This is a genomic window from Brevibacterium sp. R8603A2 (assembly GCF_023072605.1).
Lineage (GTDB): Bacteria > Actinomycetota > Actinomycetes > Actinomycetales > Brevibacteriaceae > Brevibacterium > Brevibacterium pityocampae.
This window is the reverse complement of record NZ_JALLGN010000007.1, coordinates 184228-202348: the sequence shown is the minus strand read 5'-3', so window position 1 is coordinate 202348 and position 18121 is coordinate 184228. Positions and strand designations below refer to the sequence as shown.

Here is an 18121-nt window from a genome sequence, read left to right as displayed (position 1 = left end):
ATGGACGACGAACGGACGGACGGCACCGGGGACATCGCGGTGGACGACGGGGTGATCCCCGATTCTAGTCCCGATGACGAGCGCACATGACACCGGATGACGTTCCGTGACAGCCGGTCGCCGGACGCTGCGCGGGCGTGCGTCACAGCACGTCCTCCCGCCCGATCTCCGCGGCACGGGCGACGGCGCGCTTGACGTCCTGCGCGTGCGAGCGCGCGGCGACGAGCAGGGCGTCGGCGGTGTCGACGACGACGACGTCGTGGAGGCCGACGATCGCGATCAGCCGGTCCTGATCGGACATGACCACGCCGGAGGCATCGATGTCGACGACGTCGACCTCGCGACCGACCGAGAACACCCCGTGCTCCTCGCCGCGCACCGGCTGGCGCAGCTTCGCCACCGAGTCGAAGTCCCCGACGTCGTCCCAGCCGAAGTCCCCGGGGATGACGACGACCCGCCCGGCCGCCGCGGCGGGCTCGGCGACGACGTAGTCGATCGCCTTCTTCTCCAGCCCCGGCCACACCTCTGCGAGCACCCGCTCGCGCTCCGCACCGGGGGCGGCGTCGGCGATCTCCCGCAGCCCGGCGTGGAGCTCCGGGGCCTGCTCCGCCATGACCGCGAGCAGCGCATCCGCACGGGCGATGAACATCCCCGCGTTCCAGCGGTAGGAGCCGGAGTACGTGTACTCGCGGGCCCGGCCGGCCGCGGGCTTCTCCACGAATGCGAGGGCGCGGCGGGCGGTGGGCGCCTCGGGCAGCGCGAGCAGCGGCCCGGTCCGGATGTAGCCGTAGGCGGTGGCGGGGTAGGTGGGGGTGATGCCGATGGTGACGATGTCCCCGCCGGTCGCCGCGGCGCACGCCTGGGCGATGACCGCGGTGAATTCGTCGACGTTGGTGATCGAGTGGTCGGCGGAGAAGGAGCCGATGATCGCATCCGGGTCCTCGTCGGCGATGAGCATGGCGGCCAGCCCGATCGCCGCGGCCGAGTCCTTGGGGCTGGGTTCGGCGAGGATCCGGTCCGCACCGAGGCGCGGCAGCTGCTCCCGCACCGCCTGGACATGGGGTGCGCCGGTCACCACGGTGATCCGGTCCGGGGAGACGAGCGCCTCGACCCGGTCCCAAGTCGACTGCAGCAGCGAGCGGCCCACGCCCAGGACGTCGTGGAGGAACTTCGGGGCGTGCGCCCGCGACACCGGCCACAGCCGGGTGCCGGATCCCCCGGCGGGGATCACCGCGTGGAAGTGCGGGTCCGCGAGCGGCACAGCAGGAGCGGCGGGCGCGCCGGCGACAGGTTCAGGGGCAGGGGCAGGGGCAGGGGCAGGGGCATCGGCGATCATCCCACCCATTGTGGTCGACTCCCCGCACGGGTCCGCTGAGCGACCCGCCGCGCACCGGATCCCGCGCCCGGGGCGCAGCGCGGCTCCCCGGCCCGCGGCCGCCCCGCACAGCGCCGATGCGCGGCGGAGAGTCGCAGCGGATAGTCGGTGATGAATACGGCACACTTGTGTCCGGTATATACCTTTCGGACGCCGAGCGTCCGGATGCTGGTCAGACGGGTGCGCGCTTCTCTCATGAAATGCGCAGGAAGCGTGCGTTTCGATTGGCACCGCTGGGAAAACCGGCGTAACTTCATGAGGTAACCCAAATGCTCGTATCCACTTGGAGGATGCCCCGTGGCCAAAGCGTCTACGGGCACTCTGTACCGAGGGAACGAAGGGATGTGGTCCTGGGTCGCGCACCGCGTGACCGGCGTCGGCATCTTCTTCTTCCTGCTGGTGCACGTGCTCGACACAGCACTCGTTCGCGTCTCGCCGGAGGCGTACAACGCCGTCATCGCGACCTACAAGACCCCGCTCATGGGACTCGCCGAGATCGGCCTCGTCGCCGCCATCGTGTACCACGCCTTCAACGGCCTGCGGGTCATCCTGGTCGACTTCTGGAAGGGCGGCCCGAAGAACCAGCGGAAGCTGTTCTGGGGAGCCATGATCCTGTGGCTCGTCGTGATGATCGGCTTCCTCCCCCGCCACCTCATGCACGTCTTCGGAGGCTGATGAGAATGACTGCTTCGACCATTCCCGCACCCCGCACGGGCTACACGCGCCACGCCTCGACGCGCTCGAAGACCGAGCTCTTCGCCTGGCTCTTCATGCGCCTGTCCGGCATCGTGCTCGTCGTCCTGATCTTCGGCCACCTGTTCGTCAACCTGTGGCTCGGCGACGGCGTCAACGCCATCGACTTCGGCTTCGTCGCCGGCAAGTGGGCCAATCCGTTCTGGCAGATCTGGGACCTCGTCATGCTGTGGCTGGCGATGGTCCACGGCACCAACGGCATGCGCACGATCATCGCCGACTACGCCGAGCGCCCGGGCACCCGGATCGCGCTGCAGGTGGTGCTCTACGTCGCCTCCGCGATCATCATCACGCTCGGCACCCTCGTGATCTTCACCTTCGAGCCCTGCCCCGTCGGCGCCGACCCGGCTCTGCTCGCTTCCTTCTGCACCGCCGGCTGACGCAGGCACTACAAGGAGAACTGAATTCTATGCAGGTACATGAGTACGACGTCGTCATCGTCGGCGCCGGCGGCGCGGGCATGCGAGCGGCCATCGAGTCCGGGCAGCGGGCCCGGACCGCGGTGCTGACCAAGCTCTACCCCACGCGTTCGCACACCGGCGCGGCCCAGGGCGGCATGTGCGCGGCCCTCGCCAACGTCGAGGAGGACAACTGGGAGTGGCACACCTTCGACACCATCAAGGGCGGTGACTACCTCGTCGACCAGGATGCCGCGGAGGTCATGGCCAAGGAGGCGATCGACGCCGTCCTCGATCTCGAGAAGATGGGTCTGCCCTTCAACCGCACGCCCGAGGGCCGGATCGACCAGCGCCGCTTCGGCGGGCACACCCGCGACCACGGCAAGTCCCCGGTGCGCCGCGCCTGCTACGCCGCGGACCGCACCGGCCACATGATCCTCCAGACGCTCTACCAGAACTGCGTCAAGCACGGCGTCGAGTTCTACAACGAGTTCTACGTGCTCGATCTCGTCATGACCGAGGTCGACGGCGTGCGCCGCCCCGCCGGCGTCGTCGCCTACGAGCTCGCCACCGGAGAGATCCACGTCTTCCGGTCGAAGGCCGTGGTGTTCGCCACCGGCGGCTTCGGCAAGGTCTTCAAGACCACCTCGAACGCCCACACCCTGACCGGCGACGGCGTCGCGGTGACCTACCGCCAGGGCCTCCCCCTCGAGGACATGGAGTTCTTCCAGTTCCACCCGACCGGCCTCGCCGGCCTCGGCATCCTCCTGTCCGAGGCCGCCCGCGGCGAGGGCGCGGTGCTGCGCAACTCCGACGGCGAGCGCTTCATGGAGCGCTACGCCCCCACCATCAAGGACCTCGCCCCGCGCGACATCGTCGCCCGGTCGATGGCCAACGAGGTGCGCGAGGGACGCGGCTGCGGTCCGAACAAGGACTACGTGCTCCTCGACCTCACCCACCTCGAGCCGGCGCACATCGACGCCAAGCTGCCCGATATCACCGAGTTCGCGCGCACCTACCTCGGCGTGGAGCCCTACACCGAGCCGGTGCCGGTGTTCCCGACCGCCCACTACGCGATGGGCGGCATCCCGACGAACATCAAGGCCGAGGTGCTGTCGAACAACACCGACGTCGTCCCCGGCCTCTACGCCGCCGGCGAGTGCGCCTGCGTGTCCGTGCACGGCTCCAACCGTCTCGGCACGAACTCGCTGCTCGACATCAACGTGTTCGGCAAGCGCGCCGGCATCGCCGCCGCGGAGTACGCCGCGACCGCCGTCATGCCGGAGCTCCCGGAGGGCCCGGAGGCCCGCGTCGTCGACATGATCGAGTCGATGCGCACCGCCGACGGCACCGAGTCGGTGGCCGCGATCCGCAAGGACCTGCAGGACGTGATGGACGCCGACGTGCAGGTATTCCGCACCGACGAGACCCTCCGCAACGCCCTCGACGTCATCGCGACGCTGCGGGAGCGCTACGCGAACGTCGGGATCCAGGACCGCGGCAAGCGCTACAACCTCGACCTGCTCGAGGCGATCGAGCTTGCCTTCCTGCTCGAGATCGCCGAGGTCGTCGCGGTCGCCGCGATCCACCGCAAGGAGTCGCGCGGCGGTCACTTCCGCGAGGACTTCCCCGATCGCGACGACGAGAATTTCATGCACCACACGATGACCTACCTCGACCCCGACAGCGAGTCCGAGGGCATCAAGGGCATGCGTCTGGAGACCAAGCCCGTCGTCATGACCCGTTACCAGCCGATGGAGCGTAAGTACTGATGAGTGCGAATCCCGAGACCACCACCGCAGAACCGGCATCCAAGGTCGACATCCCCGATCACCTGGGCGGGGGCGGCGGCGAGATCCCGTCGTTCGACTGCACCATCCGGATCGCCCGCTTCGACCCCGAGAAGGACTCCGAGCCGCACTGGGAGGACTACACGGTCACGATGCACGGGACCGACCGCGTGCTCGACGCCCTCCACAAGATCAAGTGGGAGATCGACGGCTCGCTGTCGTTCCGCCGCTCGTGCGCGCACGGCGTGTGCGGTTCCGACGCGGTGCGGATCAACGGCCGCAACCGGCTCGCCTGCAAGACCCTGCTCAAGGACCTCGACACCGACAAGACCATCACGGTCGAGGCGATCAAGGGTCTGCCGCTGGAGAAGGACCTCATCGTGGACATGGAGCCGTTCTTCCAGTCCTACCGCGAGGTCATGCCGTTCCTCATCACCGACGGCAACGAGCCCACCCGTGAGCGTCTGCAGTCCGCGGAGGACCGTGAGCGCTTCGACGACACCACGAAGTGCATCCTGTGCGCCGCGTGCACGAGCTCGTGCCCGGTGTTCTGGACCGACGGCCAGTACTTCGGCCCGGCCGCGATCGTCAACGCCCACCGGTTCATCTTCGACAGCCGCGACGAGGGCACGGACTTGCGCCTCGAGGTCCTCAACGACCAGGAGGGCGTGTGGCGCTGCCGCACGACCTTCAACTGCACCGAGGCGTGCCCGCGCGGCATCCAGGTGACCAAAGCGATCGCCGAGGTCAAGCAGGCGCTCCTCACCCGCGCCTTCTGACCCCGGCGGGCCCGCCGGACCGGCACCGCCCGCACCCGCACAGCGCAGCCGAAGCGCCCGGACCCCGCTCCGGGCGCTTCGTGCATCCACCCCGGTCTGCGGACGCAGCGCATAGACTTCTCGTGTGTTCGATGCTCTCCGCGGCCCCGCCGCCCTCCTGCTCCCCGCCGTCCTGCTCCTCGCGCCCGCGGCCGGACCGCTGTCCACCGCCGGGCCGGCAGGGCTCCTCGGCGCCGGGCCGGTGCCTGCGCTCGCCGCCCCCGAGCCCGCGCCGGAGGAGTCCGAGCCGATCTACGCCTCCCCCGACCTCGGCCCCGGCACCCCGGCTCCCGAACCCGTCGCCGAGGCGTGGATCGTCGCCGACCTCGACTCCGGGGAGGCGTTCGCCGCCCACGAGATCGACGCCGGCCGGGCGCCGGCCTCGGTGATCAAGCTCCTCACCGCGCTCGCCCTCGTCGAGGTGCTCGACGACCCCGAGCAGGTCTACGAGCCGGTGTTCGCGGACATGGCCGTCGACGGCACGAAGGCGGGGATCGTCCAGCAGAACGAGTACACGGTCGACGACCTGTTCCACGCGATGCTCATGTCGAGTGCGAACGACGCCGCGCACGCGCTCGGCAACGCCGTCGGCGGGCAGGACGAGGCGGTGCGGCTGATGAACGCGAAGGCCGCGGAGCTCGGTCTCACCGGCACGGTGGCGCGCAACACCTCGGGCCTCGATGCGGAGGGGCAGGTGACGACGGTCGCCGACCAGATGATCGTGGCCCGCGCGGTCCTCCGCGACGACTACCTCATGGGGATCCTGCGCACGGAGACCTACGACTTCCCCGGAGCCACGGACCCCGACACCGGTGAGAAGGTCGCCGGCTACGAGATCGGCAACCACACGCGGGTCGTCGGTGAAGTCGACGGCGGGCTGGGACTGAAGAACGGCTACACGGAGGCCGCGAAGGGCTCCTTCGTCGCCGTCGTCGAGCGCGACGGGAAGACCTATGCCTCGGCGGTGCTGACGAGCGACAACGGCACCCGCCGGGCCGCGCTCGACCTCATCGAGTGGGCCTTCAACCAGGATGACCCCGAACCCGTCGCCGAGGTCCGCCTCACTCCGGAGCCGACCGCCGGGCCGACGCCGACGGAGTCCACCGCCGCCCCGGCCGCAGACGTCACCGGCGGGGCCGAGGCGTCGGACTCCGGTGCCTTCGATGCGCGCATCCTGTTCGCGGCCGCCGGCGCGGTGCTGCTCCTCGGCACGTTCGGCTTCGTGCTGCTGCGCCGCCGCAGCACCGCCCGCGCGCCACACTCCTGACCCCGGTTCGGAGTGTGGGGCTCTCGGCAGCATGTGGTGGCGCTGTTCGCCCTGCACTCCTCCACAAGCCCCACACTCCACTTCGAGGCGGGCCGTCTCAGGGCCGGACCGAGTGCTGAGCGCGGCCCGGCTCAGATCGCGGAGATGATCCCGCGTTCGGTGAGCTTCGAGGCCAGCCCCGCGCCGTCGCTGGCGTAGACCCAGGGCACCCCGGTGCCGCGGCCGCCCTGCTGCGAGCGACCGCCGGCCCACACCGCCTCGCCGACGGTGAGCTGCCGGATCGCGACGGCGGCGACGTTGTCCGGGTGGTTCTCGGCGAACTCGCCGTAGATCGCCTCGTCGTGCTGGCCGTCGTCGCCGACGAGCAGCCACTTCATGGTGGGGAACTCGCGGGCGAGCCGTTCGAGCGTGGAGCGCTTGTGCTCCTGCCCGGAGCGGAACGCCCGGGTGGCTGTCGGGCCCCAGTCGGTGAGCAGCAGCGGGCCGTCCGGGTAGAGGTTGCGCCCGAGGAACCGCTTGAGGGTGGGTGCGACGTTCCAGGCGCCGGTCGACAGGTAGATGATCGGCGAATTCGGCCGCATGTAGGTGAGCCGGTCGTAGAGGACCGACATGCCCGCCACGGGATTGCGGGCGTGCTCGTCGAGCACGAAGGTGTTCCATGCCGCGAGCATGGGACGCGGCAGGGCGGTCACCATGACCGTGTCGTCGATGTCGGAGATGATCCCGAAGGTCTGCTCCTGCCCGATGATGCGCACCGTCGCACGGTCGACGAGGGAGTCGGTCGTCCACATCTCGATCTCCACCGGACCCGGGGCGAAGTCCCCGGGGATGACCGCATCGACGATCCCGCCGCGGTCGGCGGTCACCATGTGCTCGGTGTCGCCGACCCGCACCCACGCGGTCTCGTCCGACAGCGGCACGTTGCCGAAGGAGCGCCAGCCGCGGATGCTCGCCTTCGTGTCCGCGGCCGGCTGCCCGGTCTTGGTGAGCACGACCCGGGCGAGCACGCGGATGCTCGTCTCCGTGCCGTAGGAGTCGTAGGCGATGACGGTGGGGCGCCAGTCGCGCTTGCGGACCACACCGCGCGCCCACTCGTGATAGCGGTCCTCCCACCGGGCTGCGGTGTGGAGGACCTCGGGGGACAGATTGAGCGGAGTCTGATTCTTCATGGCCACGAGTGCATTGTCCCACGGATCACGGCGTGCGCCGCGCCCGCCGGGGAACTCGGGGACCGCGCTCACGGACCGAAAGGCACCTTGTCGAACAGCCGCCACTGCCCGGACGCATCGTGGAAGTACACCCCGAAGCCGTGCGCCATGAATCGGGCCTCGAATCCGGCGTACTCGCGGTAGGCGCGCTCGAGCTCCTCCTCGCACACGTCCTGGGCGATCGTGACGTGCGGGTGGTAGGGGAAGGCGAGGTGCTGGTTGAGCACGCCGTGGCGCAGCCGGCTCGACAGGGTCTGGCACTCGGAGATGCCGCGGGCCACGGAGATGAACACCACCGGCGAGGTCGGCATGAATGTGCCGGAGCCGCGCAGCTCGATGACGAACGGCGAGGTGTCGTTGGCGACGGCGCGGATGTGGGCGCGCACCACCGGCCAGGAATCACCGGGGATCTCCATCGGCGGGATCACGGTGATGTGGGTGGGCACGGTCGCCGCCCGCTCGTCCCCGTACCCCAGCCGCGCCGTGCGCAGCTCGGTGGCATAGGGGTCCGGGACGTCGAGGGTGATGCCGAGGGCGACCATTCCGTCCGCATCGGGAGCCGGCATCGCCGGGGCGTCCGGGGGCGCGCCCCAGCGGGGGCCGACGGTCTCAGCGGGAGAGGAATCCGACACGGGCGTACACGTCCTCGATGGTTCGACGGGCGATCGCCTCGGCGCGGTCCGCGCCGGCGTGGAGGATCCGCTCGAGCTCGGCCGGGTCGTCGAGCAGCTCGTGCGTGCGCTCGCGCACCGGGGTCAGCGATTCGACGGCGAGCTCGGCGAGTGCGACCTTGAGGTGGCCGTACATCTTCCCCTCGAACTGCGCGACGATCGACTCGATCGGCTCCCCGGAGAAGGAGGAGTAGATGGTGAGGAGGTTGGAGACGCCGGGCTTGGTCTCCGGGTCGTAGGCGATGACGGTGTCGTTGTCGGTCACGGCGGACTTGAACTTCTTCGTCAGCGCCTTCGGCTCGTCGAGGACGTCGATCCGCCCGGCCGGGTTCGCCGCTGACTTCGACATCTTGGCCCCCGGGTCCTGGAGGTCGTAGATCTTCGCCGTCTGCTTGAGGATCCCGGGCTCCGGCACGGTGAAGGTCTGCCCGTAGCGCTGGTTGAAGCGCCCGGCGAGGTTGCGGGTGAGCTCGAGGTGCTGCCGCTGGTCCTCCCCCACCGGCACGACGTCGGCCTGGTAGAGCAGGATGTCGGCGGCCATGAGCGCGGGGTAGGTGAGGAGTCCGAGGGAGATGTGCTCGTTCTTCGCGGCCTTGTCCTTGAACTGGGTCATCCGCTGCGCCTCGCCGAGCGAGGCGGTGCACTCGAGCACCCAGCCCAGTTGAGTGGTCTGCGGGACGTGGGACTGGATGAAGATCGTCGACTTCTCCGGGTCGAGCCCGGAGGCGATGAACTGCGCGGCGGTGCGCAGGGTGCGCTCCCGCAGCTCGACGGGGTCCTGCTCGACGGTGATCGCATGCATGTTGGCGATGAAGAAGAACGCGTCGTGCGTCTCCTGCTGCTCGACGAACTGCTGCAGCGCCCCGATGTAGTTGCCCAGGTGGAGGGAGTCCGAGGTGGCCTGGATCCCGGAGAGGGAACGGGGACGGTGCTGCGATTCGGAGGTCTGCGTCATGGTGCCCATTGTGCCACTGCGCTCGCCCGGGCGCGGACTCGGCCCGACCCCCTACGCCGCCTCCCTGGGCGCTGTTCGATAACGATTCGGACGTCATTCTCGGTTTCCCGACCGGCTCGGTTGGACAAACGGTGCGGGGCGGGTGCACCCTGGAGTGTCTGTCAGCGACCGCACAGACACAGTTGTGCGAACTGCCAGGCTCCCCAAGAGCGTGCAGGCCGCACCACGCCCGCACCGCAGAACCGCAGCACCCGCAGGTCAGTGCAGACCGCGGTCGCCGCGCATCGTTCCGCACACATCATTTCCCGTTAAGGAGCACGCATGTCGGTTGAGTACGTCAAGACCGATGAGACCCTGCCGCCCGTGGCGGTCGTCGAGAGGCCGCGCTGGACCCCGACGAAGATCGTCATCTGGGTCGCCATCGCCCTCATCGCCGCGATCGGCTGGGTCATGGTCGCCTTCGTCCGGGGCGAGAACCTCAGCGCGAGCTGGTTCGTGGCCGCCGCCGTCGGCAGCTACCTCATCGCCTTCCGGTTCTACGCCAAGTTCATCGAGTGGAAGATCTGCCGCCCCGACCCGAGCCGCGCCACCCCGGCCGAGCTCAAGGACAATGGCCGCGACTTCACCCCGACCGACCGCCGCGTGCTCTTCGGCCACCACTTCGCCGCGATCTCCGGCGCCGGTCCGCTCGTCGGCCCGATCCTCGCCGCCCAGATGGGCTACCTGCCCGGCACGCTATGGATCATCTTCGGCGTCATCATCGCCGGCGGCGTGCAGGACTACATGGTCCTCTACTTCTCGATGCGCCGGAACGGCCGCTCGCTCGGCCAGATGGCCCGCGACGAGCTCGGCCGGGTCGGCGGCTTCATCGCCTCGGTCGGCATCCTGCTCATCATGACGATCCTCATCGCGGTGCTCGGCGTCGTCATCATCAACGCCCTCGCCGAGTCCCCCTGGGGCGTGTTCTCGATCGCGATGACCATCCCGATCGCCGTGTTCATGGGCGTCTACATGCGCTACCTGCGCCCCGGCCGGGTCATCGAGACCTCGGTCATCGGCGTCGCCCTGCTCGTGCTCGCGATCATCGCCGGCGGCTGGGTGCACAACAACCCGGTCTGGGCCGAGGTGTTCCACCTCGACAAGACCACGCTCGCCTGGTGCCTGATGATCTACGGCTTCTTCGCCGCGGTCCTGCCCGTGTGGGTGCTGCTCGCCCCGCGCGACTACCTCTCGACCTTCATGAAGATCGGCACCATCGTGCTGCTCGCCGTCGGCATCCTCGTGGTCAACCCGACCGTACAGATGCCGGCGATCACCGAGTTCGCCTCGAACACCTCGGGACCGGCCTTCGCCGGCGCCCTGTTCCCGTTCCTCTTCATCACCATCGCCTGCGGCGCCCTCTCCGGGTTCCACGCGCTGATCTCCTCGGGCACCACCCCGAAGCTCATCGAGAAGGAGAGCCAGGCCCGCCTCATCGGCTACGGCGGCATGCTCATGGAGTCCTTCGTCGCGATCATGGCGCTCGTCGCCGCGGTCTGCCTCGACAAGGGCATCTACTTCGCGATGAACGCCGCGGAGCCGCTCACCGGCGGCACCCCGCAGGGGGCTGCCGACTTCATCAACAACTCGCTCGGCATGTCCGGCGTCCAGACCTCGGCCGAGTTCCTCGAGCAGACCGCTCAGGACGTCGGCGAGGAGTCGATCGTCTCGCGCACCGGCGGTGCTCCGACGCTCGCGATGGGCATGGCGCACATCCTCCACAACGTGTTCGGCGGGCCGGCCTGGATGTCGTTCTGGTACCACTTCGCGGTGATGTTCGAAGCACTCTTCATCCTCACCACGATCGACGCCGGCACCCGCGTGGCCCGCTTCATGCTCGGCGACGCGCTCGGCAATTTCATCCCGAAGTTCCGCGATCCCTCGTGGAACGTCGGCGCTTGGATCACCACCATCGTCATGGTCGGCGCCTGGGGGTCGATCCTCCTCATGGGCGTGACGGATCCGCTGGGCGGCATCAACACGCTGTTCCCGCTGTTCGGCATCTCCAACCAGCTGCTGGCGGCGATCGCACTGGCGGTGGTGTTCGCCCTCGTCTGCAAGTCGGGGTACGCGAAGTACGCATGGATCCCCGGCATTCCGCTCGTCTGGGACCTCGCGGTGACGATGACCGCGTCGTGGCAGAAGATCTTCTCCTCGGATCCGAAGCTCGGCTACTGGGCGCAGCACGTCGCCTACCGCGATGCGGTGGCCGCCGGCGAGACCTCGCTGGGCACCACCGAGGGGGTCGAGGCGATGAACGCCGTCGTCCGCAACACCTTCATCCAGGGTACGCTGTCGATCATCTTCGCCGTCGTCGTGCTCATGGTCGTGGTCATGGCGCTGTGGGCGGCCTTCAAGTCGATCACCGCGCGCGAGCCGCTGCCGACGACGGAGGAGCCCTACCAGCCGACCCGCAGGTTCGCGCCGGCCGGTCTCATCGCGACCAAGGCGGAGAAGGAGGTCCGGGCGCAGTGGGATAAGCTGGAGCCCTCCGCCGTCGGTCAACGGGAGCACTCATGAGCACGAGCACCACAGGCACTGCGAACCCGGTCCTCGCCCGGATCGCCGCGCCGTTCCGGGCCGTCCACTGGTACCTCAAGGAGGTCATGGGGGAGAACGCCTACCTCCACTACCTCGAGTCGTTCGAGCGCCGGCACGGCACCCGCGAGGGAGCCATGGGAGAGCGCGAGTTCTGGCGCGATCTGACCGACGAGCAGGACCGCAACCCCAAGGTCCGGTGCTGCTGAGCCGCAGGCTCTGAGCAGTCCGCTCAGCACGAGGGCCGCCGAGGTGATCATCACCTCGGCGGCCCTCGTCGCGTCCCGGCCCCAGAACTCGATTTCCGAAGGTTCCTGAGAGCGGATCCGCGATCCTCTGCGATCTCGATCTCCCGCACCCCGATCTCCCGCACCCCGGGTTGCCTCCACTACCGTAAGAAGTGCGGCGCGGACCGCGCCGCACGCTTTCCGATGGGAGAATCACTATGAGAGCTGCCCGCTACTACGACCGTAAGGACATCCGGATCGAGGAGATCCCCGAGCCGGAGCTGAAACCCGGAGCAGTCGCCATCGATGTCGCCTGGTGCGGCATCTGCGGCACCGATCTGCACGAGTACCTCGAGGGTCCGATCTTCATCCCGCCGAAGGGTTCACCGCACCCGATCTCCGGCGAGGAGGCCCCGGTGACCATGGGCCACGAGTTCTCCGGCACCGTCACCGCGCTCGGCGAGGGCGTCACCGACCTCGAGGTCGGGCAGAACGTCGTCGTCGAGCCCTACATCATCCGCGACGACGTCGAGGTCGGCCCCGGCCGCTCCTACCACCTCTCCCCCGACATGAACTTCATCGGCCTCGGCGGCCGCGGAGGCGGGCTGTCGGAGAAGATCGTCGTCGAGCGCCGCTGGGTCCACCCGATCGGCGACATCCCGCTCGATCAGGCCGCTCTCATCGAACCGCTGTCCGTGGGCCACCACGCCTTCGTGCGCAGCGGAGCGGGATCCGGTGATGTCGCGCTCGTCGGCGGGGCGGGCCCGATCGGCCTGCTCACCGCGGCCGTGCTCAAGGCCGAGGGGCTCACCGTCTACATCTCGGAGCTCAGCGAGGCCCGCAAGGCGAAGGCCCGGGAGACCGGGGTGGCCGACGAGGTGTTCGACCCGCGCGAGGTCGACGTCGCCGAGCGCGTCCGTGAGCTCACCGACGGCCAGGGCGCCGACGTGGGCTTCGAGTGCAGCTCGGTGCCGGTGGTCCTCGACACCCTCATGGACGCAGTGCGCCCGAACGGCGTCATCGTCAACGTCTCGATCTGGGGCAGAAAGCCCGAGGTCGACATGCCGACGCTCGTGCTCAAGGAGATCGACCTGCGCGGCACGATCGGCTACGCGAACGATCACCCTGCGACCATCCGTCTCGTGCAGGAGGGGCGGATCGATCTCGCCCCGTTCATCACCGGACGGATCGGGCTCGACGGACTCGTGGACGAGGGGTTCGACCAGCTCATCAACAACAACGAGGAGCACGTCAAGATCCTCGTCGATCCGAACGCCTGATCCCGCCGGCGACGGTCACCCGGCCGGTGCACCGCGCACGGGGCCGCCGAGGTGATCATCACCTCGGCGGCCCTCGTCGCGTCCGGCCGTGCCCGGGTCACTCCCCGGCGGCGAGGCCCGGCAGGTCGTAGTCGATGACGAGCGGGGCATGGTCGCTCCACCGCTCGCCCCAGGTCGCGGCCCGGTCGACCCGGGCGGCCCGCGCGGCGGCGGCGAGCTCAGGCGTCGCCATCTGGTAGTCGATCCGCCAGCCGGCGTCCGTGTCGAAGGCCTTGCCGCGCATCGACCACCAGGTGTAGGGCCCGGGCACCTCGCCGGACAGCCGCCGGTGGACGTCGACGTAGCCGAGCTCCCCGAAGAACCGATCGAAGTAGGCCCGCTCCTCCGGCAAGAATCCGGCTTTCTTGCGGTTCGCCTTCCAGTTCTTGATGTCGAGCTCGGTGTGGCCGACGTTGAGGTCGCCGGTGACGAGCACGTGGTCGGCGGCGGCCCGGAGCTCGGGCAGCCGGACGAGCATCCGGTCAAGGAACCGGTACTTGTCGTCCTGCTTGGGGGTGCCCGCCTCCCCGGAGTGGACGTAGGCGGACACGACGGTCAGCGTGCTGCCGTCGGCCAGTCGGTGGTCGGTCTCGATCCACCGCCCGGACCGCGCGAAGTACTCCTCTCCGATCCCCACCCGCACGGCCTCCGCCGGAGTCCGCGACAGGACGGCGACGCCGGCCCGGCCCTTCGCCTCGGCGTCGGCGCTGTACACCGCGTACCCGCACCCGTCGAGCACGCCCTCGGCGATCTCGTTCGGGGCGCGGACCTCCTGGAGCGTGACGATCTCCGCACCCGCGCTCTCGAGCCACGGGCTCATCCCCTTGCGCCAGGCGGCGCGCACACCATTGACGTTGACTGCAGCGATTCGGATCATGGGGCAATCCTCGCACGCTCCGTGAGACGACTGCTCTCCGTCGGCCGCAGCACGTAGACTGTGTCCACAGCACTGCTTCCGAAGGAGGACGCCATGACCGACACGCCGTCGACATTCGACCTGGACCAGCTCACCATCCATCCGCTCGACGAGGTCGATGCCATGGAGCTCCGCGATTTCCTCGCCGAGCAGTCCTCGCACTTCTGGGGCGACAAGGATCTCAGCGAGGAGCACGACCCGTACTGGTTCCGCCAGATGGCATCCGGGGGTCTCGTCGCCCGCTTCCGCAACGAGATCGTGGGGTACCTGCTGGGCTGCTTCCCCAAGGACGGCCCGTCCTACATCCACCTCGTCGCCGCGCACGACGACTTCCGCCACCGCGGGATCGGCCGGCGTCTCTACACCGCCTTCATCGACCGCGCCCGCCGGCTCGGCGAGGACGAGGTCGAGGCGACGACGGTGCCGGAGAACAGCGACGCGATCTCCTTCCACTCCTCGCTCGGCTTCGAGGCCGAGCTCGTGAGCGACTACGCCGGCCCCGGTGTGGCGCGCGTGCTCTTCCACATGAAGCTCTGACGCGGGAGCGTGCGCGGCCGACCGTGCACGCCGGCATCGCTTCGGATCGCAGCGGGCCCGGAACTCCAGGGGAGTTCCGGGCCCGCTGTCGTCGTCCGCGTCTCTCAGGCCGGCCCGGCCTGCCGTTCGGCGATCTCGACGACGTTGCGCAGGAGCAGCGCCCGGGTCATCGGGCCCACTCCCCCGGGGTTCGGGGAGAGCCAGGCGGCGACCTCGGCCACCCCGGGATCGACGTCGCCGACGATCCGGCTCCTGCCGGTCTCCGGATCCTCCACCCGCGACACCCCGACGTCGAGCACGATCGCACCGGGGGCGACCGCCTCGGGCGTGACGAGCCCGGCGGACCCCGCGGCGGCGACGATGACGTCGGCGGTGCGCAGCACCTCGTCGAGGTTCCGGGTGCCGGTGTGGGTCAGGGTCACCGTCGCGTTGTGCTCCCGCCGGGTGAGCAGCGATCCGATGGACCGGCCCACCGTGACGCCGCGGCCGACGACCACGACGTGCTTCCCGGCGAGTTCGATCCCGTTGCGCTCCATGAGCTCGATGACCCCGCGCGGGGTGCACGGCAGCGGCGAGGCGATCGGCCGGTTGGCGTTGAGCACGAGCCGCCCGAGGTTCATCGGATGGAGGCCGTCGGCGTCCTTGTCCGGGTCGACCCGCTCGAGCACGGCATCGGTGTCGATGTGGTCCGGCAGCGGCAGCTGCACGATGTAGGCGGTGCACTCCGGGTCGGCGTTGAGCTCGTCGATGACCGCGTCGAGCTCCTCGGCGCTGATCGATTCCGGCAGGTCCTTCCGGATCGAGCGGATGCCGATCTGCTCGCAGTCGCGGTGCTTGCCGGCCACGTAGGACTGCGAGCCGGGGTCCTCGCCCACGAGCACGGTCCCGAGGCCGGGCACGACACCGGACTCCCGGAGCTTCGCGACGCGCTCCCGCAGCTCGTCCTTGATCGCCGCCGCGGCGGCCTTCCCGTCGAGGATCTGCGCGCTCATCAGTACTGCTCCAGACCCTCGTAGAGCGGGAAGTCGGCGGCGAGCTTCGCGACCCGTCCCCGCAGCGCCTCGACATCGGGGCCGGGCTTGAGCGCCTCGGCGATGATGTCGGCGACCTCGGTGAACTCCGCGGCCCCGAAACCGCGGGTGGCGAGCGCCGGGGTGCCGATCCGCAGGCCCGAGGTGACCATCGGGGGCCGCGGGTCGAAGGGCACGGAATTGCGGTTCACCGTGATGCCGACCTCGTGGAGGAGGTCCTCGGCCTGCTTCCCGTCGAGCTGCGAGTTCCGCAGGTCGACGAGCACGAGGTGGACGTCGGTGCCGCCGGACAGCACCGTCGCACCGGATTCGGCGACGTCGGAGGCGAGCAGCCGCTCGGCGAGGATGCGTGCTCCCTCGAGGGTGCGCTCCTGACGCTGGACGAACTCCTCGGTCCCGGCGAGCTTGAAGGCCACGGCCTTGGCCGCGATCGCGTGCATGAGCGGGCCGCCCTGCTGGCCGGGGAACACCGCGGAGTTGAGCTTCTTCGCGTGCTCCGGGTCGCGGCTGAGGATGAAGCCCGAGCGCGGGCCGCCGATCGTCTTGTGGACGGTGGAGGACACGACGTCGGCGAGCGGCACCGGGTTCGGGTGGAGTCCGGCGGCGACGAGACCGGCGAAGTGCGCCATGTCGACCCACAGGGCCGCCCCGACCTCGTCGGCGATCGAGCGGAAGGCCTCGAAGTCGAGCTGCCGCGGGTAGGCCGACCAGCCGGCGACGATGACCTTGGGCCGGTGCTCGAACGCCCGCTGCCGCACGACGTCCATGTCGATGCGGTAGGTGTCGGGGTCGACCTCGTAGGAGGCGATGTCGTAGAGGCGGCCGGAGAAGTTGATCTTCATCCCGTGGGTGAGGTGGCCGCCGTGGGCGAGGTCGAGGCCGAGGAGCTTGTCGCCGGCCCGGGCGAAGGCGTGCATGACGGCGGCGTTGGCGGAGGCGCCCGAATGGGGCTGGACGTTGGCGTACTCGGCGCCGAACAGCGCCTTGGCCCGCTCGATCGCGAGGTTCTCCGCGATGTCCACGGCCTCGCAGCCGCCGTAGTAGCGGCGACCCGGGTAGCCCTCGGCGTACTTGTTCGTCAGCACCGAGCCCGAGGCCTGCAGCACGGCGCGCGGGACGAAGTTCTCCGAGGCGATCATCTCCAGGGAGTCGCGCTGGCGGGCGAGCTCCTGGTCGAGGACCGCGGCGATCTCCGGGTCGACTGCGCCGAGCGAGGCGGTCATCGAATCGGGTGCTTCATTCATTCCTGTGACTCCTTGCGACGGTGCAGCTGCGGCCGACCGACCGCACGGGCCCAATCCTAGTCCACACCCCGGTCGCCGCCACGAGCCCGCAGCCGGCCCCGCACCCGGTCCGCCTGCCGGACCGGCTCCCGGAGCCGAGGCGCCCGCCCCTACCATGGGAGGCATGCTCACCGACCAGGAATGGGTGCTGTCGATCTCGTGCCCCGATCGCGGCGGCATCGTGCACGCGGTGACCGGCGTGCTCGTCGACGTCGACGCCACGATCACCGAGTCCCAGCAGTTCGGCTCCCAGGACACCGAGGTGTTCTTCCTCCGCCTCCAGTTCCGCACGGGTGCTCCCGAGGAGGTCATCCGCGAGGCCCTCGCCCCGGTCGTGCGGCGCCTCGGCATGTCGATCGAGCTCCACCCGGCCTCACGCCGGCAGCGCACCCTCGTCATGGTCTCGAAGGCCGGCCATTGCCTCAACACCCTCCTCTTCCAACAGGGCATCGGGGCGCTGCCGACGGACATCGTCGGCGTCGTCGGCAACCATCCCGACCTCGCAGCGCTGGCGGAGTTCCACGGAGTGCCCTTCCACCACATCCCGGTCACCCCGGAGACCAAGGACGACGCCGAGGCGCAGCTGCTGCGGCTCGTCGAGGAGCTCGACGTCGAGCTCGTCGTGCTCGCCCGCTACATGCAGATCCTGTCCCCGGCGGTGTGCGAGCGGATGCGCGGCCGGGTGATCAACATCCACCACTCCTTCCTCCCGAGCTTCAAGGGCGCCCGCCCCTACCACCAGGCCCACGCCCGCGGCGTGAAGATCATCGGCGCGACCGCGCACTACGTCACGAGCGACCTCGACGAGGGCCCGATCATCGAGCAGGACGTCGCCCGGGTGACCCACGCCCAGCCGGTGGCGGACTTCGTCGAGCAGGGGCAGGAGGTCGAGGCGTCCGTGCTCGCCCGCGCGGTGCGCTGGCACGCGCAGGGCCGGGTCATCCTCGACGGCAACCGGACCGTCGTCTTCCGCTGACCGGCGGGTCCGTCACCCGC

At 69.6% G+C, this 18121-nt stretch carries 17 protein-coding genes; 10 read left to right on the top strand and 7 right to left on the bottom strand.

The window, feature by feature from the left end; translation table 11 throughout:
* Positions 1-142: 142 nt before the first annotated feature.
* The gene (locus tag MTQ12_RS09135) at positions 143-1336 is read right to left on the bottom strand and encodes a mannose-1-phosphate guanylyltransferase (RefSeq protein WP_247618340.1); all 1194 of its coding nucleotides are present in this window, start codon (positions 1334-1336) and stop codon (positions 143-145) included.
* Between the two features lie 336 nt (positions 1337-1672).
* Here MTQ12_RS09135 and sdhC point away from each other — a divergent pair, with 336 nt between their 5' ends.
* From sdhC to MTQ12_RS09110, 5 genes are all read left to right on the top strand, one after another.
* On the top strand, positions 1673-2050 hold the full coding sequence (gene sdhC, locus MTQ12_RS09130; RefSeq protein ID WP_137317935.1) for a succinate dehydrogenase, cytochrome b556 subunit: 378 nt from the start codon (positions 1673-1675) through the stop codon (positions 2048-2050).
* 5 nt (positions 2051-2055) lie between these two features.
* Positions 2056-2508 carry a succinate dehydrogenase hydrophobic membrane anchor subunit gene (locus MTQ12_RS09125; protein WP_247618339.1) on the top strand — a complete coding sequence of 151 codons (453 nt, stop codon included), beginning with the start codon at positions 2056-2058 and terminating at the stop codon, positions 2506-2508.
* Positions 2509-2537: 29 nt separating this feature from the next.
* Positions 2538-4298, top strand: a complete 1761-nt coding sequence (sdhA, locus tag MTQ12_RS09120; protein ID WP_137317937.1) for a succinate dehydrogenase flavoprotein subunit — start codon at positions 2538-2540, stop codon at positions 4296-4298.
* Entirely contained in the window at positions 4298-5095 is a 798-nt protein-coding gene (locus MTQ12_RS09115; RefSeq protein ID WP_247618338.1) for a succinate dehydrogenase iron-sulfur subunit, read from the top strand. Before sdhA ends, MTQ12_RS09115 begins: the two co-directional genes overlap by 1 nt.
* Before the next feature lie 124 nt (positions 5096-5219).
* Positions 5220-6401: a serine hydrolase gene (locus MTQ12_RS09110; protein WP_247618337.1), complete on the top strand. Its 1182-nt coding sequence runs from the start codon at positions 5220-5222 to the stop codon at positions 6399-6401.
* A gap of 131 nt (positions 6402-6532) precedes the next feature.
* Here MTQ12_RS09110 and MTQ12_RS09105 read toward each other — a convergent pair whose 3' ends face one another.
* The 3 genes from MTQ12_RS09105 to trpS form a co-directional block, all read right to left on the bottom strand.
* Entirely contained in the window at positions 6533-7570 is a 1038-nt protein-coding gene (locus tag MTQ12_RS09105; RefSeq protein WP_247618336.1) for a phosphatase domain-containing protein, read from the bottom strand.
* Between the two features lie 68 nt (positions 7571-7638).
* A complete protein-coding gene (locus tag MTQ12_RS09100) occupies positions 7639-8241 on the bottom strand; it encodes a 2'-5' RNA ligase family protein (protein WP_137317941.1) in 603 nt (200 codons plus the stop codon).
* Positions 8219-9244, bottom strand: coding sequence for a tryptophan--tRNA ligase (trpS, locus tag MTQ12_RS09095; protein WP_247618335.1), 1026 nt, complete (start codon positions 9242-9244; stop codon positions 8219-8221). The genes MTQ12_RS09100 and trpS overlap by 23 nt, the downstream gene beginning before the upstream one ends.
* 312 nt (positions 9245-9556) lie before the next feature.
* On the opposite strand from trpS, the gene MTQ12_RS09090 reads away from it, so the two are divergent.
* From MTQ12_RS09090 to MTQ12_RS09080, 3 genes are all read left to right on the top strand, one after another.
* Positions 9557-11794 carry a carbon starvation CstA family protein gene (locus MTQ12_RS09090; RefSeq protein ID WP_247618334.1) on the top strand — a complete coding sequence of 746 codons (2238 nt, stop codon included), beginning with the start codon at positions 9557-9559 and terminating at the stop codon, positions 11792-11794.
* Positions 11791-12021: a YbdD/YjiX family protein gene (locus tag MTQ12_RS09085; RefSeq protein ID WP_247618333.1), complete on the top strand. Its 231-nt coding sequence runs from the start codon at positions 11791-11793 to the stop codon at positions 12019-12021. Before MTQ12_RS09090 ends, MTQ12_RS09085 begins: the two co-directional genes overlap by 4 nt.
* A gap of 236 nt (positions 12022-12257) precedes the next feature.
* Complete coding sequence (locus MTQ12_RS09080) at positions 12258-13319, top strand: 2,3-butanediol dehydrogenase (protein WP_137317945.1); 1062 nt, start codon at positions 12258-12260, stop codon at positions 13317-13319.
* Positions 13320-13416: 97 nt separating this feature from the next.
* On the opposite strand, the gene MTQ12_RS09075 is transcribed toward MTQ12_RS09080, so the two are convergent.
* A complete protein-coding gene (locus MTQ12_RS09075) occupies positions 13417-14235 on the bottom strand; it encodes an exodeoxyribonuclease III (protein WP_247618332.1) in 819 nt (272 codons plus the stop codon).
* 93 nt (positions 14236-14328) lie between these two features.
* Here MTQ12_RS09075 and MTQ12_RS09070 point away from each other — a divergent pair, with 93 nt between their 5' ends.
* The gene (locus MTQ12_RS09070) at positions 14329-14811 is read left to right on the top strand and encodes a GNAT family N-acetyltransferase (RefSeq protein WP_137317947.1); all 483 of its coding nucleotides are present in this window, start codon (positions 14329-14331) and stop codon (positions 14809-14811) included.
* Between the two features lie 104 nt (positions 14812-14915).
* Here the strand turns inward: MTQ12_RS09070 and MTQ12_RS09065 are convergent, their stop codons facing one another.
* A complete protein-coding gene (locus MTQ12_RS09065) occupies positions 14916-15803 on the bottom strand; it encodes a bifunctional methylenetetrahydrofolate dehydrogenase/methenyltetrahydrofolate cyclohydrolase (protein ID WP_137317948.1) in 888 nt (295 codons plus the stop codon).
* A complete protein-coding gene (gene glyA, locus MTQ12_RS09060; RefSeq protein ID WP_282599260.1) occupies positions 15803-17086 on the bottom strand; it encodes a serine hydroxymethyltransferase in 1284 nt (427 codons plus the stop codon). Before glyA ends, MTQ12_RS09065 begins: the two co-directional genes overlap by 1 nt.
* Positions 17087-17249: 163 nt before the next feature.
* On the opposite strand from glyA, the gene purU reads away from it, so the two are divergent.
* A complete protein-coding gene (gene purU, locus MTQ12_RS09055) occupies positions 17250-18101 on the top strand; it encodes a formyltetrahydrofolate deformylase (protein ID WP_247618331.1) in 852 nt (283 codons plus the stop codon).
* Positions 18102-18121: the final 20 nt, after the last annotated feature.